The organism is Sphingomonas aurantiaca (genome assembly GCF_003050705.1).
Taxonomy (GTDB): Bacteria; Pseudomonadota; Alphaproteobacteria; order Sphingomonadales; family Sphingomonadaceae; genus Sphingomonas; species Sphingomonas aurantiaca.
Genome location: NZ_QAOG01000003.1, coordinates 296,044 through 320,612, shown reverse-complemented (window position 1 = coordinate 320,612; position 24,569 = coordinate 296,044). Strand labels below are relative to the sequence as shown.

General features: G+C 66.6%; 27 protein-coding genes. 7 read left to right on the top strand and 20 right to left on the bottom strand.

Annotated features, from left to right (window positions below):
- Positions 1–15 precede the first annotated feature (15 nt).
- The 13 genes from sucD to sdhC all read right to left on the bottom strand — a co-directional run bounded on the left by sucD (position 16) and on the right by sdhC (position 9,329).
- Positions 16–900 (bottom strand): succinate--CoA ligase subunit alpha, encoded by an 885-nt coding sequence (gene sucD / locus C8J26_RS10435; RefSeq protein ID WP_055873333.1) that lies wholly within the window; start codon positions 898–900, stop codon positions 16–18.
- Between the two features lie 76 nt (positions 901–976).
- A complete protein-coding gene (locus tag C8J26_RS10430) occupies positions 977–1,267 on the bottom strand; it encodes a GIY-YIG nuclease family protein (protein WP_107957848.1) in 291 nt (96 codons plus the stop codon).
- 90 nt (positions 1,268–1,357) lie between these two features.
- Positions 1,358–2,320, bottom strand: a complete 963-nt coding sequence (gene mdh, locus C8J26_RS10425) for a malate dehydrogenase (RefSeq protein ID WP_056416577.1) — start codon at positions 2,318–2,320, stop codon at positions 1,358–1,360.
- A 127-nt stretch (positions 2,321–2,447) separates the two neighbouring features.
- Positions 2,448–3,542: a cell division protein ZapE gene (gene zapE / locus C8J26_RS10420; RefSeq protein WP_107957847.1), complete on the bottom strand. Its 1,095-nt coding sequence runs from the start codon at positions 3,540–3,542 to the stop codon at positions 2,448–2,450.
- Between the two features lie 129 nt (positions 3,543–3,671).
- Complete coding sequence (locus C8J26_RS10415; protein ID WP_107957845.1) at positions 3,672–4,127, bottom strand: PaaI family thioesterase; 456 nt, start codon at positions 4,125–4,127, stop codon at positions 3,672–3,674.
- A gap of 143 nt (positions 4,128–4,270) precedes the next feature.
- On the bottom strand, positions 4,271–5,053 hold the full coding sequence (locus C8J26_RS10410; protein WP_107957843.1) for a succinate dehydrogenase iron-sulfur subunit: 783 nt from the start codon (positions 5,051–5,053) through the stop codon (positions 4,271–4,273).
- Positions 5,054–5,195: 142 nt separating this feature from the next.
- Entirely contained in the window at positions 5,196–5,777 is a 582-nt protein-coding gene (locus C8J26_RS10405) for a ClpP family protease (RefSeq protein ID WP_056416569.1), read from the bottom strand.
- Between the two features lie 57 nt (positions 5,778–5,834).
- Positions 5,835–6,032 carry a type II toxin-antitoxin system HicA family toxin gene (locus C8J26_RS10400; protein WP_056416566.1) on the bottom strand — a complete coding sequence of 66 codons (198 nt, stop codon included), beginning with the start codon at positions 6,030–6,032 and terminating at the stop codon, positions 5,835–5,837.
- 6 nt (positions 6,033–6,038) lie between these two features.
- A complete protein-coding gene (locus C8J26_RS10395) occupies positions 6,039–6,287 on the bottom strand; it encodes a DUF1902 domain-containing protein (RefSeq protein ID WP_056416563.1) in 249 nt (82 codons plus the stop codon).
- Between the two features lie 171 nt (positions 6,288–6,458).
- Entirely contained in the window at positions 6,459–6,734 is a 276-nt protein-coding gene (locus C8J26_RS10390) for a hypothetical protein (protein ID WP_208631371.1), read from the bottom strand.
- Positions 6,731–8,533 (bottom strand): succinate dehydrogenase flavoprotein subunit, encoded by a 1,803-nt coding sequence (sdhA, locus tag C8J26_RS10385; protein WP_056016680.1) that lies wholly within the window; start codon positions 8,531–8,533, stop codon positions 6,731–6,733. The genes C8J26_RS10390 and sdhA overlap by 4 nt, the downstream gene beginning before the upstream one ends.
- Positions 8,533–8,919, bottom strand: a complete 387-nt coding sequence (gene sdhD / locus C8J26_RS10380) for a succinate dehydrogenase, hydrophobic membrane anchor protein (protein ID WP_107957839.1) — start codon at positions 8,917–8,919, stop codon at positions 8,533–8,535. Before sdhD ends, sdhA begins: the two co-directional genes overlap by 1 nt.
- Positions 8,919–9,329 carry a succinate dehydrogenase, cytochrome b556 subunit gene (gene sdhC, locus C8J26_RS20875; RefSeq protein ID WP_056416552.1) on the bottom strand — a complete coding sequence of 137 codons (411 nt, stop codon included), beginning with the start codon at positions 9,327–9,329 and terminating at the stop codon, positions 8,919–8,921. Before sdhC ends, sdhD begins: the two co-directional genes overlap by 1 nt.
- 266 nt (positions 9,330–9,595) lie before the next feature.
- Here sdhC and C8J26_RS10370 point away from each other — a divergent pair, with 266 nt between their 5' ends.
- Entirely contained in the window at positions 9,596–10,939 is a 1,344-nt protein-coding gene (locus C8J26_RS10370; protein WP_107958161.1) for a methyl-accepting chemotaxis protein, read from the top strand.
- A gap of 155 nt (positions 10,940–11,094) precedes the next feature.
- The gene (locus tag C8J26_RS21070; RefSeq protein ID WP_341871501.1) at positions 11,095–12,399 is read left to right on the top strand and encodes a methyl-accepting chemotaxis protein; all 1,305 of its coding nucleotides are present in this window, start codon (positions 11,095–11,097) and stop codon (positions 12,397–12,399) included.
- A gap of 9 nt (positions 12,400–12,408) precedes the next feature.
- Here the strand turns inward: C8J26_RS21070 and C8J26_RS10360 are convergent, their stop codons facing one another.
- Positions 12,409–13,503: a GNAT family N-acetyltransferase gene (locus tag C8J26_RS10360; RefSeq protein ID WP_107957835.1), complete on the bottom strand. Its 1,095-nt coding sequence runs from the start codon at positions 13,501–13,503 to the stop codon at positions 12,409–12,411.
- Positions 13,504–13,596: 93 nt separating this feature from the next.
- Between C8J26_RS10360 and C8J26_RS10355 the strand changes: the two genes are divergently transcribed.
- Complete coding sequence (locus C8J26_RS10355) at positions 13,597–14,055, top strand: DUF2721 domain-containing protein (RefSeq protein WP_056416547.1); 459 nt, start codon at positions 13,597–13,599, stop codon at positions 14,053–14,055.
- Positions 14,052–14,444: a DUF4345 domain-containing protein gene (locus C8J26_RS10350; RefSeq protein WP_107957833.1), complete on the top strand. Its 393-nt coding sequence runs from the start codon at positions 14,052–14,054 to the stop codon at positions 14,442–14,444. Before C8J26_RS10355 ends, C8J26_RS10350 begins: the two co-directional genes overlap by 4 nt.
- Positions 14,445–14,581: 137 nt before the next feature.
- Here C8J26_RS10350 and C8J26_RS10345 read toward each other — a convergent pair whose 3' ends face one another.
- Positions 14,582–16,162 (bottom strand): amidase, encoded by a 1,581-nt coding sequence (locus tag C8J26_RS10345; RefSeq protein ID WP_107957831.1) that lies wholly within the window; start codon positions 16,160–16,162, stop codon positions 14,582–14,584.
- A gap of 118 nt (positions 16,163–16,280) precedes the next feature.
- On the opposite strand from C8J26_RS10345, the gene C8J26_RS10340 reads away from it, so the two are divergent.
- On the top strand, positions 16,281–17,444 hold the full coding sequence (locus C8J26_RS10340; RefSeq protein WP_167398818.1) for an MBL fold metallo-hydrolase: 1,164 nt from the start codon (positions 16,281–16,283) through the stop codon (positions 17,442–17,444).
- A gap of 213 nt (positions 17,445–17,657) precedes the next feature.
- Here the strand turns inward: C8J26_RS10340 and C8J26_RS10335 are convergent, their stop codons facing one another.
- Together C8J26_RS10335 and C8J26_RS10330 are read right to left on the bottom strand one after the other, a co-directional pair.
- The gene (locus tag C8J26_RS10335; RefSeq protein WP_107957829.1) at positions 17,658–18,044 is read right to left on the bottom strand and encodes a VOC family protein; all 387 of its coding nucleotides are present in this window, start codon (positions 18,042–18,044) and stop codon (positions 17,658–17,660) included.
- A gap of 260 nt (positions 18,045–18,304) precedes the next feature.
- Positions 18,305–19,135: a ferredoxin--NADP reductase gene (locus C8J26_RS10330; RefSeq protein WP_107957828.1), complete on the bottom strand. Its 831-nt coding sequence runs from the start codon at positions 19,133–19,135 to the stop codon at positions 18,305–18,307.
- 302 nt (positions 19,136–19,437) lie between these two features.
- Between C8J26_RS10330 and uvrB the strand changes: the two genes are divergently transcribed.
- Positions 19,438–21,636 carry an excinuclease ABC subunit UvrB gene (gene uvrB / locus C8J26_RS10325; protein ID WP_107957827.1) on the top strand — a complete coding sequence of 733 codons (2,199 nt, stop codon included), beginning with the start codon at positions 19,438–19,440 and terminating at the stop codon, positions 21,634–21,636.
- A 106-nt stretch (positions 21,637–21,742) separates the two neighbouring features.
- On the opposite strand, the gene C8J26_RS10320 is transcribed toward uvrB, so the two are convergent.
- Positions 21,743–22,117, bottom strand: a complete 375-nt coding sequence (locus C8J26_RS10320) for a PRC-barrel domain-containing protein (protein ID WP_056417273.1) — start codon at positions 22,115–22,117, stop codon at positions 21,743–21,745.
- Positions 22,118–22,190: 73 nt separating this feature from the next.
- On the opposite strand from C8J26_RS10320, the gene C8J26_RS10315 reads away from it, so the two are divergent.
- Positions 22,191–22,808, top strand: coding sequence for a hypothetical protein (locus C8J26_RS10315; RefSeq protein WP_244185251.1), 618 nt, complete (start codon positions 22,191–22,193; stop codon positions 22,806–22,808).
- A gap of 526 nt (positions 22,809–23,334) precedes the next feature.
- Here C8J26_RS10315 and C8J26_RS10310 read toward each other — a convergent pair.
- On the bottom strand, positions 23,335–23,823 hold the full coding sequence (locus C8J26_RS10310) for a DUF2501 domain-containing protein (protein ID WP_167398817.1): 489 nt from the start codon (positions 23,821–23,823) through the stop codon (positions 23,335–23,337).
- Between the two features lie 82 nt (positions 23,824–23,905).
- Positions 23,906–24,526 carry a hypothetical protein gene (locus C8J26_RS10305; RefSeq protein WP_056417267.1) on the bottom strand — a complete coding sequence of 207 codons (621 nt, stop codon included), beginning with the start codon at positions 24,524–24,526 and terminating at the stop codon, positions 23,906–23,908.
- Positions 24,527–24,569: the final 43 nt, after the last annotated feature.

The window sequence follows — 24,569 nt, the reverse complement described above, 5'->3', positions numbered from 1 at the left end:
AGAGGGGTAGTAAAATCAGCCCTTCAACACGCTCAGCAGCGTCTCGCCGAGCAGGCTGGGGCTTTCCGAAACGCGGATCCCGGCGGCTTCCATCGCCGCGATCTTGCTCTCGGCATCGCCCTTGCCGCCCGAAACGATCGCACCGGCATGGCCCATGCGACGACCCGGAGGCGCCGTGCGGCCCGCGATGAAGCCGGCCATCGGCTTCTTGCGGCCACGCTTGGCCTCGTCGATCAGGAACTGTGCAGCCTGCTCCTCGGCGTCGCCGCCGATTTCGCCGATCATGATGATCGACTGCGTCTCGTCGTCGGCGAGGAACAGCTCGAGCACGTCGATGAAGTTCGTGCCGTTGACCGGATCGCCACCGATGCCGACCGCGGTCGTCTGACCAAGGCCTGCGTTCGACGTCTGGAAGACCGCCTCATAGGTGAGCGTGCCTGAACGGCTGACAACGCCGACCGAGCCCTTCTTGAAGATCGAGCCGGGCATGATGCCGATCTTGCACTCGCCGGGGGTCAGCACGCCGGGGCAGTTCGGGCCGATGAGGCGCGACTTGGAACCCGACAGTGCGCGCTTGACCTTGACCATGTCGAGCACCGGAATGCCCTCGGTGATCGCGACGATCAGCTCGATGTTCGCGTCGATCGCCTCGAGGATCGAATCGGCGGCGAAGGGGGGCGGCACGTAGATGACCGACGCGGTCGCGCCGGTCATCGCCTTGGCTTCGGCGACGGTGTTGTAGACGGGGAGGTCGAGGTGCGTCGTGCCGCCCTTGCCGGGGGTGACGCCACCGACCATCTGCGTGCCGTATTCCAGCGCCATCTTGGTGTGGAAGCTGCCGGTTTCGCCGGTCATGCCCTGCGTGATGACCTTGGTGTTCTTGTCGACGAGGATGCTCATCTTGTCTCGTTCCTTACCACCCCGGCGAAGGCCGGAATTCAGCTTGGGCGCCCGCGCTAGCGGGTGAACAAGCCTGCTAAAATAATGACTCGAACAGGTCGTTCCAGTCGGGGTTCATTCGCTCGATCTCGGACAGTTTCCACTGCCGGTTCCACTTCTTCATCTGAAGTTCGCGCAGCCGCGCATTCTCCAGATCGTCATGCACCTCATACCAAACTAGAAGTTTGCAGTAGTGCGTTTTCGTGAAACCGATGATCAGGCCGTTACGATGCTGATAGGATCGCGCGGCTAGGTCGCTGGTCACGCCGAGATAAATCGTTCCGTTTCGCCGGCTCGCCATGATGTAGACATAGCCGGCCTTGGTCACCGTCCGTGCCCTTGTTTCCCCGCGAAGGCGGGGACCCAGTCTGGGCACCCGCCTTCGCGGGTGAACAAGGTGGCTGGCCGGGAGGTCACCTTAGTTCAGGCTACCGTCGATGCCCTTGCAGGCGACGATCAGTTCCTTGACCGCGTCGACCGAGACCTGGAGGTTGCCCTTGGCTTCGTCGTCGAGCTTGATCTCGACGATCTTCTCGACGCCGCCGGCACCGATCACCACCGGCACGCCGACGTAGAGATCGTTGAGGCCATACTCACCCGAGACGTACGCCGCCGCCGGCAGGACGCGCTTCTGGTCGTAGAGATAGGCTTCGGCCATCGCGATGCCGCTGGTGGCGGGCGCGTAATAGGCCGAGCCGGTCTTGAGCAGTGCGACGATCTCGCCGCCGCCGCCGCGCGTGCGCTTGACGATCGCGTCGATCTTCTCCTGCGTGGACATGCCCATCGCGATGAGATCGGGAACCGGGATGCCCGAGACGGTCGAATAGGAAATGACCGGGACCATCGTGTCGCCGTGGCCGCCGAGCACGAAGCTGGTGACATCCTTGACCGAGACCTTGAACTCGTCGGCGAGGAAGTGGCTGAAGCGCGACGAATCGAGCACGCCGGCCATGCCGACGACCATGTGGTGCGGCAGACCCGAGAACTCACGCAGCGCCCAAACCATCGCGTCGAGCGGGTTGGTGATGCAGATCACGAATGCGCCGGGCGCGTTGGCCTTGATGCCCTCGCCGACGGCCTTCATGACCTTGAGGTTGATGCCGAGCAGGTCGTCGCGGCTCATGCCGGGCTTGCGTGCGACACCGGCGGTGACGATGATCACGTCTGCGCCGGCGATGTCGGCATAGTCGTTCGAGCCGGTGATCTGCGAGTCGAAGCCTTCTACGGGTCCGCACTGCGACAGATCGAGTGCCTTGCCCTGGGGGATGCCCTCGGCGACGTCGAACAGGACGATATCGCCAAGGCCCTTGAGTGCTGCGAGGTGCGCGAGCGTGCCGCCGATGTTACCGGCGCCGATCAGCGCGATCTTCTTGCGAGCCATTCCAATCCGTCTCCGTCTGATGTGCGGGGTGATTGGTGACGCCGGTTACGCGCATTATGCCCTTACGGCAACCTCTAAAGCGGAAAAGTGAGGGCGTTATTGCAAGTCGTTCGCAGGAGCAATAAGCTTACAGGTGCCCTTCGGCGAGATAGTCCTCGGAGCGCATCTCCTCGAGACGGCTGATCGTGCGGTCGAATTCGAACCGGCCGTCGCCGCTCTCGTAGAGGTCGCCGGGCTGCGCATCGGCGGCGGCGAGGAGCTTGACCTTGTGCTCGTAGAGCGCGTCGATCAGCGCCACGAAACGCGCGGCCTCGTTGCGGCTGTCGGGTCCGAGCTTGGGGATGCCGACGAGGATGATCGTGTGGAATTTGCGCGCGATGGCGAGATAGTCGGCCACGCCCCTCGCCTCGCCGCACAGCTTCTTGAAGCTGAACACCGCGACGCCCTTGAGCGACTTGGGGACGCGGAGCGTGCGGCCCTGGACGATCAGGTCTTCGGATGGGACATGCTCGCTGTCGTCGGTCGAGAAGTCGGTGAGGCGGAAGAACGCGGCGGAGAGCTGCGCGGTCGCCTCGGGGCCGTTGGGGACGAGCCAGGTGTCCTGGCTGCCGAGCCGGTCGCGGCGGTAGTCGACGGGGCCGTTGAGGGGGAGGACGTCGAGGCGCTGCTCGATCGTCGCGATGAAGGGCAGGAAATGCTCGCGGTTGAGGCCGTTCTTGTAGAGATCGGACGGCGGACGGTTCGACGTCGTGACGATCGTCACGCCCGAGTCGAGCAGCGAGGTGACGAGGCGCGACAGGATCATCGCGTCGGGGCTGTTGGTGACCATCATCTCGTCGAACGCGAGCAGGCGGGTCTCGTCGGCGATCGCGGTGGCGACGGGGACGATCGGGTCGCCGACCTCCTTGCGACGCTCGGCGGCGATGCGCGCGTGGACCTCGAGCATGAACTCGCCGAAATGGACGCGGCGCTTCTTCTCGACTGCGGCGTTCTCGTAGAACAGGTCCATCAGCATCGACTTGCCGCGGCCGACCCCGCCCCAGAGGTAGACGCCGCGGGGGTCGGCCTTCTTGCCGGTGAGGCGGGCGAAGAAGCCGGTGGATTTCGGGGTGGCGAGTTCGGTGGCGAGCGTGTCGAGGCGCGCGGCGGCGGCGGCTTGCTCGGGGTCGGGGCGGAGTTCGCCTGAGGCGATCAGCGCGTCATAGGCTTGGACGACGGTCATTGCTCTGTACCACCCCGGCGGAGGCCGGGGCCCAAGTGGAGAGGCTTCGATGACGGAGCGGGGCGCTTGAACAATGATCGTGTCCCAATTGGGCCCCGGCCTTCGCCGGGGTGGTGGGTGCGGGCGGTATCAGCCCTTGGACGGCTTGCGGATCGTGGCCGAGAAGGCGGCGATCTTCGCTTCGTCGTCGCCTTGCACCACGAGGCCCCGCAGGAACAAGAGGCGGCCGGTTTCCTTGAGGACTTCGACCTGCGCCTCTACGGGCACGCCGACCTTGCCGCCGCCGATGAACTGCGTGTTGAGATCGAGCGTCACCGCGGTGCCGGCGGTGATCAGGCCGAAGCCCCGCGCGGCCGCGAACAGCGCGACGTCGATGAACGCGAGGAGCGCGCCGCCGTGGACGTTGTTCTGGAGATTCGAGTGGCGATGCTCGGGGGTGATGCGCACGCGGACGATCTGGCCGTCGACGCGGTAGAGCATGGGGCCGAGGAGGGTGTTAAAACGGGTCGGGTCCGAGAGCGACCAGCTGCGCCAGCCCGGGTTGGCGGGGTCTTCGGCTTCGACGAAATGGGGTTTGTCAGTCATATTTGCCGTTCGTGCCGAGTAGAGACCGAGCGAAGTCGAGGGCTCGTATCGAGGTACATGTCCTTCGATACGCCATCTCGACACGCTCGATGGCTACTCGGGACGAACGGGGTGGGGAAAAACTCACCTCCCCTCCCCGAGGATCAGACGATCCGTTCGGCTTCCATCTTCTTGATCTCGGCGATCGCCTTGGCGGGGTTGAGGCCCTTGGGGCACGCGTTCGCGCAGTTCATGATCGTGTGGCAGCGATACAGGCGGAACGGATCCTCGAGCTCGTCGAGCCGCTCGCCGGTCATCTCGTCGCGGCTGTCGGCGAGCCAGCGATAGGCCTGCAACAGGATCGCCGGGCCGAGGAACTTGTCGCTGTTCCACCAGTAGCTCGGGCACGAGGTCGAGCAGCAGGCGCACAGGATGCACTCATAGAGGCCGTCGAGCTTCGAGCGGTCGGCGGGCGACTGGAGCCGCTCCTTGCCCGAGGGCGGCGGGGTGACGGTCTGGAGCCAGGGCTTGATCGACGAATATTGCGCGTAGAAATGCGTGAAATCGGGGACGAGGTCCTTGATTACGTCCATGTGCGGCAGCGGCGTGATCTGGACCTCGCCCTTGCAATCCTCGATCGCGGTCGTGCAGGCCAGGCCGTTCTTGCCGTTGATGTTCATCGAGCACGAACCGCAGATGCCCTCGCGGCACGAACGACGGAAGGTAAGCGAGCTGTCCTGCTCGCTCTTCATCTTGATCAGCGCGTCGAGCACCATCGGGCCGGTCTCGTCGAGATCGAGCGCGAACGTATCGTAGCGCGGGTTCTCGCCGCTGTCGGGATCGTAGCGATAGACCTTGAAGGACTTGAGCCGCTTGCCCCCGTTCGCGGGCGCGTGCTTAACGCCCTTCTTGACGACGCTGTTCTTCGGGAGCGAGAATTCGGCCATTGCGAGCGGTCCGTCCGTGGTGTGATGATAGGTTGTCAGAGCCGATACATGACAGCGGCCCTCCCCGCAAACCCTTAGCTTAGCAGGTGCAACATGCGTCACACCTGCCCGCTACTGCCGAAGCGCGCCTACTGAAACCGGGTCAGATGATGTCGAGGATGAGCCCCAGGTCGCGTGCCTCCTCGGCTTCGATGTACCAGTTGGACGGGGCCTTCTTCTTCAGCTCTTCGAGCGATACCTTCGAGCCCTCGACGATCGCGCGGAAGCCCTCCTCCTGGATGTTGATCGAGTCCTCGATCTCGTGGAGCTTGGCTTTGAGCGCATAGGACAGCGTGTTGAGCGGGCCGTTGAGCTGGATCGTGCTCTGCATCTGGCGCTCATGGATCATGATCCGGCTGCCGCGCGTGAGGAAGCGGCTGTCGACCGGGAAGGCGGACATGAAGGTCGCGCCGGCCGAATAGACCGCGACCTTGCCGAGAAAGAGCGTCTCGCGGCCGGTATAGTCGCGGAGCAGGCGGATATTGTCCCCCATCGCGCGCGCGACCTCGGGATCGCCGCCGAGCGTGGTGATCGAGACGACGAGCGGGCCATCGGCGGGGGCGGCGACGAGCTGCGACGTGAAATTGTCGTACATCGCGTCGTCGACGGGGCCGTGGAGCTGGATATGGGGGACGGCGAGCAACGGGTAGTTGCGCGCGTTCGAGGCGGGGGATGTGTCGGTCATGCGCGGCAAACTTTCGCAGCGGCGGCGAGTTCCGCGCGGCGTCACGCAAGGACGAGCCTAGAGCTTTGTTGGGATCCCCGCCTGCTTCAATATCGCGTTGGCCGTATGGCGGGACAGGATCGTGCCATCGACGACGATCGGGCGCAGTGCGAGCGGGCTGCGCCAGATCTCGTGATCACCCTTGCCGCGTCGCACGAACGTGCAGCCGTTTGCCGTCAGGATCGCGCGAACCTGGGCGGCATAGCCCCGGACCACGGCCCGTCAGGCCGCAATCTCGAAATCGCGCTCATGGTGGGCGATGATACGGATGCGGTGCGGGCCCGCCAGACGCGCGGGATCGGCGATATCGTCGGCGTGGATGTCGAGAAGGTCGGGCAGCATGGCGCCCGCCTTTGCCGCCAGTGCCTCCAGCGTCGTCGCGTCTGCGGCGAGCCCGGGGATGTCGCCGTCTACCGAATACCAAACGCTGGCTTCGGGATCATAGTCCGCCCGGATCGTCCAATGCGCCATGTCCAGCCTCGCCTCGCTGCAGGGTGTGCAACGACATTTACGCCGAATTGCAGTGCAGCGCCACCGTTGGGGTATGCGGATCGGAAGCGGTTGGCGACCACAAGCTTGCTTCCCCGCGAAGGCGGGGATCCAGACTGGGCTCCCGCCTTCGCGGGAGAACAGGCAGCGACGTTAGATCTTTCGGTTCGTGCGCTTGTGTTGGAGGATCCAGCCTACGAGGCCGCCTGGGACTCCGCCGACGAGCGAGAAGAGTGCGTAGAAGGTGATCGCGATCTTCTGCGGCTCCTCACCGGCGCCGGGGGTTTCGATGCCGAAGACGTAGATCGCGGTCAGGATCGCGACGAGCGCCGGCCAGAGAAAGCCGGCGATCATCGGTGGGAAGCGCGTGAGGAGCCCCACCGCGACGGGCACGAGGAACCCGATCGCGATGATGGCCCAGATCATCAATACACCCGCTTCTTTGGCTTGATGTAGTCCACGTCGTCGGTGAGCGTGTAGTCGTGCACCGGGCGGAAATCGATCTTGGTCTCGCCGCCCTTGCCGCCCCAGCCGTTGAAGGTGGTGATGGTGTGCTTCATCCAGTTGGCATCGTCACGCTCGGGGAAATCCTCGTGCATGTGCGCGCCGCGCGACTCGGTGCGGTTGGCCGCCGAGTTCATCGTGACGACGGCCTGGCCGATCAGATTGTCGAGCTCCATCGTCTCGACCAGATCGGTGTTCCAGATCATGCTGCGATCCTTCACGGCGACGTCGGTCATCCGGTTATAGATGCCCGCCATCTTCTCGACGCCTTGGTTCAGCAGCTCGGTGTCGCGGAACACGGCGCAGTGCTTCTGCATCGTCTGCTGCATGTCGAGACGGATCTGCGCGGTCGGCGACCCGCCGCTCGCGTTGCGGAAGTGATCGAGACGCGTGAGCGCCAGATCTTCCGAACCCTTGGGCAGCGGTGCGTGTGCGGTGCCGGGCTTCAGCGTGTCCTTGATGCGCAGGCCGGTCGCGCGGCCGAACACCACGAGATCGATCAGGCTGTTCGAGCCGAGACGGTTGGCGCCGTGGACCGAGACGCAGGCCGCTTCACCGACCGCGAACAGGCCGGGGACGACCGCGTCGGGGTTCCCGTCGACGAGGTTGACGACCTCGCCGTGGAAGTTCGTCGGGATGCCGCCCATATTGTAGTGCACCGTCGGCGTGACGGGCAAAGGCTGGCGCGTGAGATCGACGCCCGCGAAGACCTTGCCGGTCTCGGTGATTCCCGGCAGGCGCTCGGCGAGCACCTTGGGATCGATATGATCGAGGTGCAGGAAGATGTGGTCGCCGTTCTTGCCGACGCCGCGGCCTTCGCGCATTTCGAGCGCCATCGAGCGGCTGACGACGTCGCGCGAGGCGAGGTCCTTCGCCGACGGGGCATAGCGCTCCATGAAGCGCTCGCCCTCGGAGTTGGTCAGATAGCCGCCCTCACCGCGTGCGCCCTCGGTGATGAGAACGCCCGCGCCGTAGATGCCGGTCGGGTGGAACTGGACGAACTCCATGTCCTGGAGCGGCAGGCCGGCGCGGAGCACCATCGCGTTGCCGTCGCCGGTGCAGGTGTGCGCCGAGGTCGCTGAGAAATAGACGCGGCCATAGCCACCCGTGGCGAGCACGGTCTGGTGGCTGCGGAAGCGGTGGATCGAGCCGTCTTCCATGCACAAGGCGATGACGCCGCGGCAGACGCCGTTTTCCATAATCAGGTCGAGCGCGAAATACTCGACGAAGAAGTCCGTATTGTACTTCAGGCTCTGCTGGTAGAGCGCGTGGAGCATCGCGTGGCCCGTGCGATCGGCGGCAGCGGCGGTGCGCTGGACCGGGGGGCCCTCGCCCATGTTCTGCATGTGGCCGCCGAACGGGCGCTGATAGATCGTGCCGTTCTCGTTACGGCTGAATGGCATGCCTGCATGTTCGAGCTCGTACACCGCCTGCGGGGCCTCGCGGCACAGATACTCGATTGCGTCCTGGTCGCCGAGCCAGTCGGAGCCCTTGACGGTGTCGAACATGTGCCAGGTCCAGTGATCCGGCGAGTTGTTGCCGAGCGACGCGGCGATGCCGCCCTGGGCGGCGACGGTGTGCGACCGGGTCGGGAAGACCTTGGTGATGCACGCGGTCTTGAGGCCGCTCTCGGCGATGCCCATCGTGGCGCGCAGGCCCGAGCCGCCGGCCCCGACGACGACCGCATCATAGGTATGATCGATGATCTTGTAGGCAGCTGACATTACGCAGGAGCTCCGGAGAAGGCGACCTTCAGGATCGCGAACAGGGCGATGCCGCCCAGCGTGAAGGTGAACAGGTTGAGCAGGATCATCGCCACGACACGGCTCTCGCCATGCTGGTAATCCTCGATCACGACCTGAAGACCGAGACGGAAATGGTAGAAGACCGACAGGATCAGCAGCGCCATCGGGATCGCGACCCAGGCGGATTGCAGCCAGAGGTGGACCGCGGCGTAATCATAGCCGGGCATGCGCGCGACCGAGATCATCAGCCAGAGCATGAGGAACAGGTTGGCGCCCGCCGTCAGGCGCTGCCGCCACCAGTGAAGCGTGCCGTGCTTGGCGCTGCCGAGGCCGCGGACGCGACCGACTGCCGTACCCGAACCCATTACTTGATCCCCATGTAGAGCCAGAACACGACCGTGAGCGCGACACTTGCGACCATCGTCGCGATCGCGCCCATCTTGTTCCGCTTCAGTTCGTAGCCGGCGCCGGTATCGAGCACGAAGTGGCGGATGCCGGTCATCATGTGCTGGAACAGCGAGAGCGTCAGGCCGACCGCGACGATATAGCCGAGGATGTTGAGGCCGCCGGTATCGCGCGTGAACACGTCGACGAAGGTCGCATAGGCCTGATCGCCCGACGCGATCGCGGCGAGCCACCAGACGAGCAGCAGGCTGCCGACGGTCGCCATCCCGCTGCCGGTCGCGCGGTGCAGGATCGAGACCAGCATGTGCGGGCCCCATTTATAGACCTGCAGATGGGGAGAGAGCGGGCGTGCCGGGTTGCGCGATGCCAAGGGCGGAGTCCTCGAACCAGAAGATGACGAACCAAAAACGGTCTTGGTCCGGAAAATATATATCGGGCGACCTATTAGCCAGCGCGTGCTGCGATGCAACCCATTGGGGCCGGTCCGATAACCCATGACACCGCATAGCCGGGCCGGAAATGATTCTGCGGCGGCGCCAGCGGGTACCGCCGATCCCTAACCAGCCCTTAAGACATAGGCTGTAGCGCTGGACGGGTAGTCCCGAACCGGAGCCCAGCATCTTGACCACCACCGACCTGCCGGTTCCCGGCACGATTGCTGCCTCTGTCGACCTGGCGGCACGGCTGCGGGTTTTCGATTTCGACGGCAGCCTTGCCAGCGCGAGCCGCGAGGTATGGGCTGCGCTCGCGCCCGAGATCACGCATGTGTCGAAGGCCTATTGGGAGCAGTGGCTGCGCTGCTTCTCCGACGAACGCATCTGGGCGCCGCACGAGACCGAGCGGATGATCGAGGTCGGCTGCACGTTCCTGCGCAACCGGTTCCTCGAGACGAGCGGGCGCGCCTGGGTCGAGTCGGTCGAGCGGTCGGTCGCGGCGGCCTATGTCGCCGACGTCTCGCCGATGGCGCTGCTGTCGATGATCAGCGCGAGCGACCGTGCCGCGCTCGAGGTGCTGATGCGCAGGGTCGACCGGTCGGATGCCCGGCTGCCGGCCTATGTCGACACGCTGATGCGGCTGTCCGCGCTGGAAGGCGAGATCACCGTGGCGATCTACAGCGCGTACCGGACGCATTCGGCCCGCGTCGCGCGCGATACGCTGGCGGCGGAGTTCCGCGACGGGATCGCGGCGATGGTCGAGACCGCGACCGACGAAGGCCATATCCTGCGCGAACAGGCGATGCGGAGCTCGGCATCGACTCGCGTGGTGCTGGGCAAGGCGAGCGAAGTCGCGGCCGCCGCCGAGCAATCCGCAGTCGCCATGCGCGAGGCGGCGCAGACCGCCGCCGGGCTGATCCGCGCGATCGAGGATGCGCGCACCGAGGTGGAGGCCGCGGCCGAGATCGCCAACCGCGCGTCGGCGCAGGCCGGCCAGGCGGTCGGCATGTCCGAAACGCTAAGCGATCATGCCAAGTCGATCGAATCGATCCTGGGGCTGATCCGCGACATTGCCGGGCAGACCAACCTGCTCGCGCTCAACGCGACGATCGAGGCGGCGCGCGCGGGCGATGCCGGGCGCGGCTTCGCGGTGGTGGCGCAGGAGGTGAAGAGCCTCGCCAACCAGACCGCGCGCGCGACCGACGATATCGCCGCCAAGATCGCCGCGATCCAGGCCGCGACGCGCTCGACGGTCGATACGAACGCGTCGATCAAGGCGACCGTCGCCGAGGTGCAGGAGAGCGCCGACCGGATCCGCTATGCGATGGAAGCGCAGGCGCAGACGGTGACCGCGATCACCGCGGCGGTCGACGAGACCGCGCTGGCGGCCGATTCGATGTCGACCACGATCGCCGCGATCCGCGAGGATACCGAGACGGTCGCGACCGAGATCGACGGCGTCGGGCGCGGGTTCGACGTGCTGGATACGCGGCTCGGCAATCTCAAGACCAGCGCGGGCGTGTTCGTCGCGAAGGTCGCTGCATAACGGACCCTCAGGAGGGGGCGATAATGGAGTATCAGGAGGGGATATCCGGCCGACCCGTCAAAGACGGGGGGCCACAGACCGGTTCCGAAGCCAGCCGGGCCACGCGCAATCCCGCCCGGAACTGGGGCGCGGATCAGCGACCGCTGCGCGATCGCGTGCATGATTACGACTGGGACGGTGCGATCGGCCCCGCCTGCGCGACGCTGGGGGCGCTGCTCGCGCCCGCCGATTGCCGCCAGATCGCCGAGACGTTCTGGCGGCATTACCTGTCGCTGGAGTCGGCGCGGCATATCGTGCGGCATCTGACGCCCGAGGCGATCGAACGGCGCATCGCCTCGAGCGCGGACTATGTCCGGCTGCGCTACGGCGACCCCATCGACGATGCATGGAAGGCGATGGCGATCAGCCATGCCGAGGATTCGTATCGATCGGGAATCCCCCTGCCCGCCTTGCTCTCGTCGCTCGCCTTTGCGCACAGCGTGACGCTGACGCTGGTCGCGGATCGGCTGGGCACCGACATGGCGACGATGCGGACGCTGAGCGACGTGGTGCAGCGGCTGGCGCTGATCGAGGCGGACATCATGGCGTCGCATCTCGGCGCCAGCGATGCCGAAGCCGCGCGGGTCGAACGCCAGACCAGGGCGACCGACTTTCGCGGGAGCATCGCCGCGTCGATCGAGCAGACCGCCGCGCTGGGCGCGCGGATCCGCGTGCAGGCGGCGGGCGCCTCCGACTCGACGCGCGGCATGCTCGGCAAGGCGAGCGAGGTCGCATCGGCGGCGGAGCAATCCGCGGTGGCGATGCGCGAGACCGCGCGGACCACCGCCGGGCTGATCCATGCGATCGAGGATGCGCGGACCGAAGTCGAGGCGGCGGCCGCGATCGCCGACCGCGCCTGCACGCAGACCGGCGAGGCGGTGGGCGTGTCCAGGGTACTGAGCGACCATGCGCAATCGATCGAATCGATCCTGGGACTGATCCGCAGCATTGCCGGCCAGACCAACCTGCTCGCGCTGAACGCGACGATCGAGGCGGCGCGGGCGGGCGATGCCGGGCGCGGCTTCGCGGTGGTGGCGCAGGAAGTGAAGAGCCTCGCCAACCAGACCGCGCGTGCGACCGACGATATCGCTGCCAAGATCGCCGCGATCCAGTCGGCGACCGCGGCGACGGTCGCGACCAATGCCCTGATCAAGACGACGGTGACCGAGGTGCAGCACAGCGCCGAACGCCTGCGCCACGCGATGGAGGCACAGGCCCGCACCGCCGCCGCGATCACCGCCGCGGTCGACGAGACCGCGCTGGCGGCGGACCTGATGTCGACGACGATCGCGACGATCCGGGTCGAGACCGAAGCGGTCGCGACCGAGATCGACCAGCTGGGGCATGCGTTCGGCGATGTCGACGACCAGCTCGGCGTGCTGCGCGGGGCCGCGGACGGGTTCTCGGCGAGCGTGGGGTAAGTTTGCGCGTCAGCGGCCGCGCTGGCCGCTCCGGCGCCATAGCCGGCCGAGCAGGCGGCCGATCGTCGCGGGCAGGCCGGGGCGCAGCAGGATCCAGTCGCGGATCTGCGCGTCGGCGGTGGCGCCGATGACCTGCTTGTAGCCGCTGTCGCCCGCGCCCCAGTCGACCCGCTGGATGCCGCGCGCCTGCGCGGCCACCAGGTTGCGCCAGTAGAGCAGCTTGCCCGGCGACTGTTTGGCAAAGCGCGGGTCGTAGCTGTTGGCGATCGCGTACAGCAGCGCGCCGGTATCGATGTCGAACGAGAAGGCGGCGGGCGCCCCCTCGACGCTGAGCAGCGCGGCGCGGAACATGCCCGCGAGCACCGGGTCGGCGACCGCGGCCTGCCAGAAGGCGAGATGGCCGTCGGTGGTGAATTTCATGTCGGTGCGATCGGTGGCGTGCGCGATCCAGCTCGTCTGCTCGACCGCGCCGAGACCAGCGAACGCGGCGGGCCAGTCCGTGCCCGACAGGAAACGCCAGTCGAGCGCACCGTGCTCGGCGAGATGCTTTTCGTGGAAGCGGTTCTTGCGCAGCGTCGAGTTGCGCGGCCAGGGCTGGCCGTCGGCGGCGGGGCGGAGATCGAGCGACCAGTTCTGCCCGATCGGCCGGTCGATCGCGGCCCAGCCGCTTGCACGCGCCGCCGCGATCAGCGCGGTGGCGGCGGGGTCGTCGTCATGAACGGGGCCGATCCGCAGGCCGTTGACGTGAGCCCCCAGCGTCGACAGCGCGGTCTTGAGCGCAGCCTCGCCGGCGTCGAGCGCGAGGCCGAAGCTGCGGAACGGCCAGTAGCAGCCGGGGATCGTCGCCAGCCGGAGCGCGCGAGGACCGAGCGGCACGAACGGCAGCGCCAATACGGGCGCATCCTCCTGCTCGACCACCAGCGTCCGCGCCTGCCCGCCATAGGCGGCGAGCGCGGCGGCGTACCAGCCGAAGCGCAGGAAGCGGTGGCTCTGCGCGCCGCGCTCGGCGACGATATCGATCGCGGCGGCCAGCCCCTCGACCACGTCGCCGCGGACGATGGGGGGCAGCCGGACGAAGTCGGCCAGGAGCATCGGCTTGGACATGGCCCCTGGATACCGCGCAGAAGGTTACGATTGCATGCTCTTTTGCAGACGCGGCCTTTTGCAATCGCGCGCATTCCCCACCATGGTGGCATCATGCCGACGATCCCCGCCATCTCGACCATCGCCCAGACGATCCAGCTCTCGCTTGCCCCGGTGTTCATGCTGGCGGGGATCGGGCAGCTGCTCAACGTGCTGGCGGGGCGCCTGTCGCGCGTGATCGACCGCGCGCGGAAGCTCGAGCTGATGCATGGCAGCATTACGGGGCCCGACCATCATCGCTACGTCTGGGAGCTTCGCCTGCTCGACCGGCGGATGACGATCATCAACGCCGCACTGTTCCTCGCGGTGTCGAGCGCGATCATGACCTGCGTGCTGATCGCGCTGCTGTTCATCGCCGAGCTGGCCAAGCTGCATTTCGGGACTGCGGTCGCGTTGTGCTTCATCCTCGCGATGATCCTGCTGATCGCGGCGCTCGTGTCGTTCATCGTCGAGGTGCGGATCTCGCTGCGCGCGTTCCGGATCCGGCCGGAATTGCTCAAGGACCTTTCGTGATCGTCGAAAAGCGCGTGTTGCAGGCGGTGATCGCGGTCGCGTGCCTGTTGCCGTTGATCGTCGGCGGCCAGGGCGTGCTGCATGGGCCTGCGCCGTTCGGGCACCTGACCGACGTGCCGCGCGATCTGGACAGCCATTTCCGCTATATCTCGGGGATCTTCTTTGCGACGGGACTGGGCTTCGTCAGCTGCATTCCGGATGTCGAGCGCAAGGGCGCGCGGTTCCGGTTGCTGGGCGGGTTGATCGTCGTGGGGGGACTGTCGCGCGGGGTTTCGCTGCTGGCGGTGGGGGTACCGTCGCAGGGGCATGTGCTCGGGCTGGTGATGGAGACGGTGGTCGTGCCGGTGCTGATGCTGTGGCAGTGGAATTTCGCGCGGCGGGCGAGCTGAACCCTTTTCCCCCGTCCGCTTCGACGCACACAGTCCCCCACCCGTCATCCTGACGAACGTCAGGACCCAGAGCCATTGGCGCCACGCTCTTTACTCTGGGTCCTGACTTTCGTCAGGATGACGGTAGGTTTGGGCGGCTAGCGGGCCGCTTCCAACCCGGGGCCGACGTCGGCGGTCGGTCGGTAGCGAGGCGCGACGCGGGCCTTTGCGCGCTGTTCATAGGCATAGCCGGCGCCGAGCACCGCTGCGTCGCCGTATTTGGTGGCGATGAACGACAGGCCGACCGGCAGGCCGCGGGCCAGCCCCATCGGCACGGTCAGGTTCGGATAGCCCGCGACCGCCGGGAGTTCGCTCGAGCTCGGGCCGCCATACTGATCGCCGTAGACGGGTTCGCTGAGCCAGGCGGGGCCGTAGGTCGGCTCGACCAGTACGGTCGCGCCGGCGGTCTTGAGCATCGCGTCGATCCCCTCCGCACCTGCCAGACGCAGCGATTTCGCGCGCGCGGCCTTGTAGGCGGGGTCGTTCAGGCCCTTGGTCTTGGCCGCCGCGTCGAACGTCTCCTGCGCGAAGAACGGCATTTCGGTCGCGGCGTTCGCGGTGTTGAACGCGATCACCTGATCGAGCGAGCGCGTGCGGACCGCCGCGGGGGTGGTCGCGAGATAGGTGTCGAGATCGGCCTTTAGTTCGGTCTGGAGGACCAGCAATTCCGCCTCGCCGAGGCCGTCCAGCTTGGGTTGCTTGATCTCGACGAGCACCGCGCCTGCGGCCTTCAGCACGTCGAGCGCCGCCTGGTATCTGGCGGCGACGTCCGCGGTCATCTCGGGCCGGAGCACGCCGACGCGCAGGCCCGACAGCGCGCTGGTCGAGAGCGCGGCGGCATAGTCGCGCCGATAGGCCCCTGCCCCCGCGGTCGCAGGATCGCCCGGGTCGGCCGCGATCATCGCCGAGAGCATCGTCGCGACGTCGCGCACGCTGCGCGCCATCGGGCCGGGCGTATCCTGGCTGTGGCTGATCGGCACGACGTGCGTGCGGCTGACGAGGCCGAGCGTGGGCTTCAGCCCGACCAGCCCGTTGATCGACGACGGGCAGACGACCGAGCCGTCGGTCTCCGTGCCGATCGCCGCCGCCGCGAAGCTGGCCGCGATCGCGGCGCCCGAGCCGCTCGACGAGCCGCAGGCGGTGCGATCAAGCGCATAGGGGTTGCGGACCAGACCGCCGACCGCGCTCCAGCCGCTCATCGACCGGGTCGAGCGGATGTTCGCCCATTCGCTGAGGTTGGTCTTGCCGAGGATCACCGCGCCTGCCGCGCGCAACTGCGCCACCACGGGCGCGTCGCGACGAGTCATGTTGTCCTTGAGCGCGAGGCTGCCTGCGGTGGTCGGCATCGCGTCGGCGGTCTCGACATTGTCCTTGATCAGCACGGGCACGCCGTGGAGCGGACCACGGATGCGTCCGGCCTTGCGTTCGGCGTCGAGTGCCCTGGCCTGCGCCTCCGCGCCCGGGTTGAGCGCGATCACGCTGCGCAACGCCGGGCCGGTGCGGTCCATCGCTGCGATCCGCGCGCGATAGGCGCGGACGAGATCGACGCTGCTCGCCTTGCCCGCGGTCATCATCGCCTGGAGCTGGTCGATCGACTGTTCCTCGACCATGACCGTCTTCGAATATGCCGCCGCTGGAATCGCGGTGGCGAGCAATAGCCCGATGATAAGCTTACGCATTTTTGAATCCCCTTTGGCGCGAGGCTATCGGGGTTGCGGCCTCGCGCCAAGCGGTCTGAACGATGGTCGCGACGATGCGTTACGCACCGGCAACGGATAGGGGAACGACGTGCGGCTGGTGTTGAAGATCGTCGGGAGTGTCGTTCTGCTGACGGTCGTGGTCGTCGCGCTGGCGGTGACGATCGTCCCGAGGTTCCTCGACCGGATCTATTATCGGGGGCCGGCGACGGCGCATTTCGACGGCGCGCGCTTTGCGAATCCCGACAACGACGCCGATACGCAGCAGATCCAGCCGGCGGGGGGCGGGCGCGCGAGCTTCTTCTGGCGCTATTTCACGGGGAGCGACGGGCGGCCGGCCTGGCCCAAGTCCGTGGCGGTGCGACCGATCGCGCCGCCCGCGCGCGTCGAGGGCGAGCGGATGGTCGTGACGTGGGTGGGCCATGCCAGCGTCCTGATCCAGACGCAGGGGCTCAACATCCTGACCGATCCGGTGTGGGCGCAGACGGCGGGGCCGCTCGGCGCGGGGCCGCGTCGGGTCGCCGAGCCCGGGATCGCGTTCGATGCGCTGCCGAAGATCGATCTCGTGCTGGTCAGCCATGATCATTACGACCATCTCGACAAGGCGACGCTGGCGCGGCTGTGGCAGCGTGATCGGCCGCGGATCGTCACAAGCCTTGGGAACGACAGCGTGATCGGGCAGACCGGCGCGACGGCGACCGCGCTCGATTGGGGGCAGCGGGTGGCGATCAAGCCGGGCGTGTCGGTCAGCGTGACTCGCAACCATCATTGGGGCAGCCGCTGGTTCAGCGACCGCAACCGCGCCTTGTGGTCGAGCTTCGTGGTAACGCTGCCGGGCGGCAATGTGTTCTTTGCGGGTGATACGGGGATGGGCGACGGCAGGTGGCCGGTCGAGGCCGCAGCGCTCGGCCCGATCCGGCTGGCGCTGATCCCGATCGGCGCGTTCCGGTTCGTCGATGGGCAGATGGAGTCGGGGAGCCATATCGGGCCGGTCGACGCGGTCGAGGTCTATCGACGGCTGGGTGCGGCGCAGGCGATTCCGATCCACTGGGGGACGTTCCGGCTGTCGTTCGAGGGGTATGACACGCCGCCGAAGCTGCTGGCGGCGGCGATGCGGTGTACCGGGCAGAGCGGCTTCGCGCCGGTCGCGATCGGGCGGCCGGTGGAGGTTGCTGGGTATGTGAAGCCGGTGACGGGGACGCCGATGCCGCGGGTGGCATTGTTGAAGTGCCTCGATACGGCAGCGGTTCGGGCATTGCGGTAGGCCGAGTTATTGAGTTCAGAAAGCTCGACGTGTCGTCCAATGGATAGCTGCCCCCCCGGCGGAGGCCGGGGCCCAATTGGGGGAGGCTGCTGGCAGTGGACCGCGCTTCATTACTGCCACCTTTCCAATTGGGCCCCGGCCTTCGCCGGGGTGGTATATTAGGCTGGGGTGGTGACTCAGTCGGGGTGGTGATCGCCCAACCGGACCCGCCGCTCACCCCATCTTGAACACGCAGAGCTTGTTGCCGTCGAGATCGCGGAAATAGGCGCCGTAGAAGCCCATGTCTTCGGGGCCACGGATGCCGGGGGCGCCTTCGTCCGCGCCGCCGAGTTCGATCGCCTTGGCATGGACCTGGTCGACCTGCGCGCGCGAATCCGCGGCCAGCGCGACCATCGTGCCGTTGCCGGCGGTCGCGGCCTGGCCGTCATAGGGCTTGCCGATAACGAGCATCGGCTTGGCCGCGCCGGCGCCGTAGAAGGTCAGCTTGCGATCGTCGGGCATCTGCATGAGGCGCTTGCCGCCGGCGGTCGCGAGCAGCGCGTCGTAGAAGGTGAGCGCGGCGTCGATGTCGTTGGTGCCGAGCGTTGCGTAGCCGATCATGACTCTCTCCTCTTGGTGTTTGAGGAGGCATATCGACACGGTTCTGCGGCCGAGACAATGCGCTTGGCCCGCCACCTTATCCGTCATCCTGGGCTCGACCCAGGATCCAGAGCCACGATGCTTCCGCTATGTGGCTCTGGATCCTGACTTTCGTCAGGATGACGGGGGGGCGTCAGGATGACGGGGGGCGTCAGGATGACGGGGGGCGTCAGGATGACGGGGGGCGTCAGGATGACGGGGGGCGTCAGGATGACGGGGGGTCAGCCGACGAAGGCGCGCTCGATCACGAACGTGCCGGGCTTCGAATTCGCGCCCTCCTCGAAGCCGTTCGCTTCGAGCATCACCGCGAATTCCTTGATCATCTCGGTCGAGCCGCACAGCATCGCGCGGTCGGTCTCGGGGTTGAGCTTCTGCTCGCCGCGGACCGGGTGACCGAACAGCGAGGCATCCTCGATCAGCGCGCCGATCCGCCGCGTGGTGCGGAACGGCTCGCGCGTCACGGTCGGGATGTAGTGGAACTGGGTCTGCGCCTCGTCGGCGATCAGCGGGTCCTCGGCCAGCAGCCCGACCATCTCGTCGTGATAGGCGAGATCGCTGACGCGGCGCACGCTGTGCACGACGATGACCTGCTCATAGGCCGCATAGACGTCGGGATCGCGCATCAGGCTGAGGAACGGCGCGAGGCCGGTGCCGGTCGAGAACATGAAGAGGCGCTTGCCGGGGAGCAGCGCGTCGAGCACCAGCGTGCCGGTCGGCTTCTTGCCGAGATACACTTCGTCGCCCGGCTGAATGAGCTGGAGCTTCGAGGTCAGCGGGCCGTCCTCGACCTTGATCGAGAGGAATTCGAGCTCTTCGGAATAATGCGGGGACGCGATCGAATAGGCGCGCATGATCGGCTTGCCGCCGTCCTGGGGGAGGCCGATCATCACGAACTCGCCCGAGCGGAAGCGGAAGGTCGACGGGCGCTCGATCGCGAAGCTGAACAGATGTTCGTTCCAGTGGCGGACCCACAATACCTTGGCGTTGAGGAACGCGGGGGTTTCGGGGATCAGCGCGGGGGAGCGGGTTTCTGCGGCGATAGGGGCGGTCATGCGTCTTTTCCTTGGCCTGCGCGGCGGGGCGTCGGCGGATCGATGGCTTGCGAAACGGTCGCAGTATTGGCGCGCGGGGTATGGGTCAACAACAGCAAAGCTTGGGGGGGCACAAAGCGCCGCCATCAAAACGCTCGTCATTCCCGCGCAGGCGGGAATCCAGACTGGCAACGCTCTCCCTTAAATTGCTGACGGCGTAGGTTATGGATCCCCGCCTGCGCGGGGATGACGGGTGGTTAGTGGAATGATGGAGCATCCAACGGCGTTGCCGTTGCCGCGCCTGTTCCCCATATTCCCCCTCGATGGCCATCCAAATCCGCACCAGTCTCGCCGAGCCCGAAACCGGCGAAAGCTTCGTCCCGCACCGCCCGACCGCGCGGCCTGCCAAGGTCGAGGGCGGCAAGCGATTCAAGCTCGTCAGCGACTACGCCCCCGCCGGCGATCAGCCGACCGCGATCGCCGAGCTGGTCTCGGCGATCGGCGAGGGCGAGAAGGACCAGGTGCTGCTCGGCGTTACCGGCTCGGGAAAGACCTTCACGATGGCGAGCGTGATCGAGCGCGTACAGCGGCCTGCGCTGATCCTCGCGCCGAACAAGATCCTCGCGGCGCAGCTCTACGGCGAGATGAAGTCGTTCTTCCCCGACAACGCGGTCGAATATTTCGTCAGCTACTACGACTATTACCAGCCCGAGGCGTATGTCGCGCGGTCGGACACGTATATCGAGAAGGAATCGTCGACCAACGAGTCGATCGACCGGATGCGGCATTCGGCGACCCGCGCGCTGCTCGAACGCGACGACGTGATCATCGTCGCGTCGGTCTCGTGCCTGTACGGCATCGGCTCGGTCGAAACCTATTCGGCGATGATCTTCGACCTGAAGAAGGGCACGACGGTCGACCAGCGTGAAATCGTGCGCAAGCTCGTCGCACTGCAGTACAAGCGCAACGACGCGGCGTTCCAGCGCGGCAATTTCCGCGTGAAGGGCGACACGCTCGAGATCTTCCCGTCGCATTACGAGGACAGCGCGTGGCGTATCTCGTTCTTCGGCGACGATATCGAGGAAATCACCGAGTTCGACCCGCTGACCGGCAAGAAGGTCGCGTCGCTCAATTCGGTGCGCGTCTATGCGAATTCGCATTACGTGACGCCCGGCCCGACGCTGAAACAGGCGGGCGAGGCGATCAAGCACGAGCTGGCCGAGCGGCTGAAGGAACTGGTGCTCGAGGGCAAATTGCTCGAGGCGCAGCGGCTCGAGCAGCGGACGAACTTCGATCTCGAGATGATCGCGGCGACCGGTAGCTGTGCGGGGATCGAGAATTACTCGCGCTTCCTCACCGGCCGGATGCCGGGCGAGCCGCCGCCCACGCTGTTCGAATATCTGCCCGACAACGCTTTGCTGTTCGTCGATGAGAGCCATGTCACGATCGGCCAGATCAACGGCATGTCGCGCGGCGATCACCGGCGGAAACTGACGCTTGCCGAATATGGCTTCCGCCTGCCGAGCGCGATCGACAACCGGCCGCTGCGGTTCAACGAATGGGACGCGATGCGCCCGCCGACGACCTATGTCTCGGCAACGCCGGGCAGCTGGGAGATGGAGCAGACCGGTGGCGTGTTCGCCGAGCAGGTCATTCGTCCGACCGGGCTGATCGATCCGCCCGTCGAGATCAAGCCGGTCGAGGAGCAGGTGCAGGACCTGATCGTCGAGGTCGGGAAGACCACGGCTTTAGGGTACCGGACGCTCGTCACGACGCTGACCAAGCGGATGGCGGAGGATCTGACCGAATATATGCACGAGGCGGGGATCAAGGTCCGCTACATGCACAGCGACGTCGAGACGCTGGAGCGTATCGAGCTGATCCGCGACCTGCGGCTCGGCGTGTACGACGTGCTGATCGGCATCAACCTGTTGCGCGAGGGATTGGACATTCCCGAATGCGGGCTGGTCGCGATCCTCGATGCGGACAAGGAGGGGTTCCTGCGGTCCGAGACCTCGCTGATCCAGACGATCGGTCGCGCGGCGCGTAACGTCGACGGCCGCGTGATCCTGTACGCCGACCGCGTCACGGGCTCTATGGAGCGCGCGATGAACGAAACCGCGCGGCGTCGCGAGAAGCAGGTCGCGTACAACACCGAGCATGGCATCACGCCGACGACGATCCGCCGCAACATCGGCGACATCATCGCGCACGTCGCGAGCCAGGATCAGGTGACGATCCCGATCGACGAGGACCGGCCGCACATGGTGGGCCACAATCTGCGTGCGTATATCGAGGATCTGGAAAAGCAGATGCGCAAGGCGGCGTCCGATCTCGAATTCGAGACCGCGGGGCGGCTGCGCGACGAAATCCGGCAGCTGGAGAACGAGGAACTGGGTCTGCCCGTGGACCAGCAGAAGGCGCCCGTTATGGGCCGCTCGAACGAGGGCAAGCCGGGGACGCGAAAGACGCGCTACGGAAAGAGCCAGAAGATGCGGATGGGCGGGTCGCGCTCGCGTTGAGGCAGCCCTTCTTCGTCACCCTGACGGAAGTCAGGGCCCAGAGCCGCGGGCGCTGCGGCCAGTAACTCTGGGTGCTGACTTTCGTCAGGATGACGAAGGGGTCAGGTTAGCCGACGACGAGATCTTCGCTGTTCGACCCGTAATAGCTTGCGACGCGGTCGGCATAGGCCTGGTCGAAGACGGGGGCGTTGTTCGCCCAGCTCGGGCCGCCTTCGAGGACGCGCTTGTCGATCGTCACGACGTACAGGTCGCGGACCGCGTCGAACTGGAGCAGCGCGAACGGCAGCGGGTAGAAGCTCTTGCCCATGCCCAGGAAGCCGCCGAGGCTGAGCACGGCGTGCGTCGCGCGGCCGGTGCCCTTGTGGACCATGAACGCGTGGACCGAGCCGACATTGTCGCCATCGCGGCTCTCGACCTTCATCGTGCCGGAAACGCTCGCCTGGACGAGCAGCTGGGTCGGGGTCTGGGCGGCGTCGGACATGAACATTCTCCTGATATCTTCCGTCGCTGAACCGGTATCACCGTGCGGCGGTTCCCAGCTAGCGCGCTTCGTCGTGCTTGAGCCGCCGCCGGGCGTGCCGCATAGCGATGCGATGCGTACCCAGTCCCCCTGTTCCGTCGGCTTGCGATCGCTTGCCAGCCCCATCGTCCTGGCGCGACTAGCCGGTCTGGCGACGCTCGCAACGATCGCCGGCTGCGTCCCGCCTCCGCGCGCCGAGGCACCGCCGCCGCGCGCGGAGGCCCCGGCGCCCGCCCCGGCCCCGCGCCCCGTGCCGATCGCCGCCGACTGGCGCGACTGGCCCTATTCGCCGGGGACCTGGGTGTATCGCCGCGACGCGCGCGGCTCGATCGCGCTGTTCGGGCCGGCCAATGCCGACGCCGCGCTGACGGTCCGGTGCGATACCGGCGCGCGGCAAATCTATCTGTCGCGCGCGGGCAGCACGGCGACGCCGCTGACGATCCGGACGTCGAGCGTGACTCGCGCCGTATCGGTCCAGCCGACGGGCAGCACGCCGGCCTATGTCGCCGCGGCGCTGATGCCGAATGATTCGCTGCTGGAGGCGATGGGGTTCAGTCGTGGGCGGTTCGTCGTCCAGCAGGCCGGGCTGCCGCCGCTGGTGGTGCCCGCCTGGGCCGAGATCGAGCGCGTGACCGAGGATTGCCGCGGCTGAAATCGACGAAACGACAGCCGCCAAGGATCGGCCGAAAACTTCTGTAAAACAAGGCTTGTATCGCATCCCCGTCCGGCACACATTGGCGTTGCGGTCAGGCTTGGCCGCGTTTTTTCCACAAGCGAAAGGAGGTGATCCGATGTCTCATGGTTCAGCAGTGAGTTCGGTTCGGTTCGTTCGGGGGACGCACCGCTAAGTCCGCCGGTTTGCGTGGGGAGTATCCTCTCCCAGTCAACACGTGAGCCATAGGATAGGTGGTACGCATGGTCCTCCGGGCTGGAGCTCTCCGGCCGCTGACCATGTCAGGAGGCTGTCGGTTCGTCGGGAGACGAGCCGGCAGCCTCTTTTCATTTTGGGGTGGTTTTCGTGGGTGGTGCGGGCGCGAACGGCGCTGATGATCCCACGAGGTACAGCCACCCTCCGTCATCCTGACGAAAGTCAGGATCCAGAGCCATCAACGGCGCGCTTTGTAACCCTGGATCCTGACTTTCGTCAGGATGACGGAGAGCGTTGAACGCGAGCCGCCTTACAGGAACGCCTTCGCGCGCTTGAGCACGACGTTGCAAAGCTGCGTCTTCACCTGCCCGCCGAAATTGCCGAGCGACAGCGTCTGGCCATTGCCGGCCTGGACCTGCCCCGCCTGTCCCGCGGCATAGCCGGGCGAGGTCTGGACGTCCCTGCGTCCGGTCAGCTGTTGCAGGATCGACTGCGCACCGCTGGCCTGTGGCGTCGCCTGCGCGCCGGTCTGGCTGCCGGTCAGTCCGCCGAGCATGCCGCCCTGCCCGAGCAGCCTGTTCTTGAGGCAATAGCCGAGCAACCCCGCCGCATTGCCAGCCCCGACCGACCCGATATTCGGCAACCCGCCACCGAGCAGGCCACCAAGGCTGCCAAGCCCGCCGAAACCGCCCTGCGCCGCGCGCTCGGTTTGCGGTGCGGCGGTCTGGGCTGCGGCCGTCTGCGCGGCGGCGCCTGTTGTCAGGCTCAGCGCGGCGGCAAGAGCGATGGCGGTTTTCATGATACGCAACTCCGATGGGTTTAGTTGACCAACGGTAGAGCGCCTGCCCCGTTCCGATGCGCTGCCGTATGCGAGCCCCGACTCAGCGCTGCGCAAACACCGCGTCGACCGATCCGCCGTTATTTGCCAGCACCGTCGCCACGCGGTGGCGCGCGTCGTGATAGGCCAGCGCGGGGGCATGGGGATCAGTCCGGCGCAGACGCCCGGCTTCGGCGTCGGTGAGGCTGCTTTCGGCCGCGACATGATCGGCATAGCCTTCCGCGACCCAGGTCGGGAGCAGCGCCGCGCGCAGTTCGCCGAGGTGGTCGGCGATCATGATGTGCGTCGTCTCATGCGCGATCACGCCCGACAGCGTGCGCGTGTTGCCGATGTCGCGGTCGGTCGTCACGCGGTCCGCGGCGATATCGCTCCGGTTGACGACGATCGCCGATCCGAACGGTCGACGAAACGCGAAGGCGTGCGGCGACTGGAGCGCGAGTACGCGCCAGCGCCAGCCGCCGTTCGTCAGGAACAGCGACCGGCGCACGGGCCCCGAGTAGATCGGGCTCGATCGCAACAGCATTTCCGCGCGCGCGAGTTCGTCGACGATCCGCGTGTCGATCGGGCGCTCGGCATAGACGGTCACGTCGCCGATGCGCTGGCTGAACGGAAACGCGAGGACCTGCGGCGCATAGGCCAGCGTGAGCGCGAGCAGGAGGAGCATGGCGAGCGTCCACCCGACGGGGCCGCCCCGCCTCCTGCCCGCG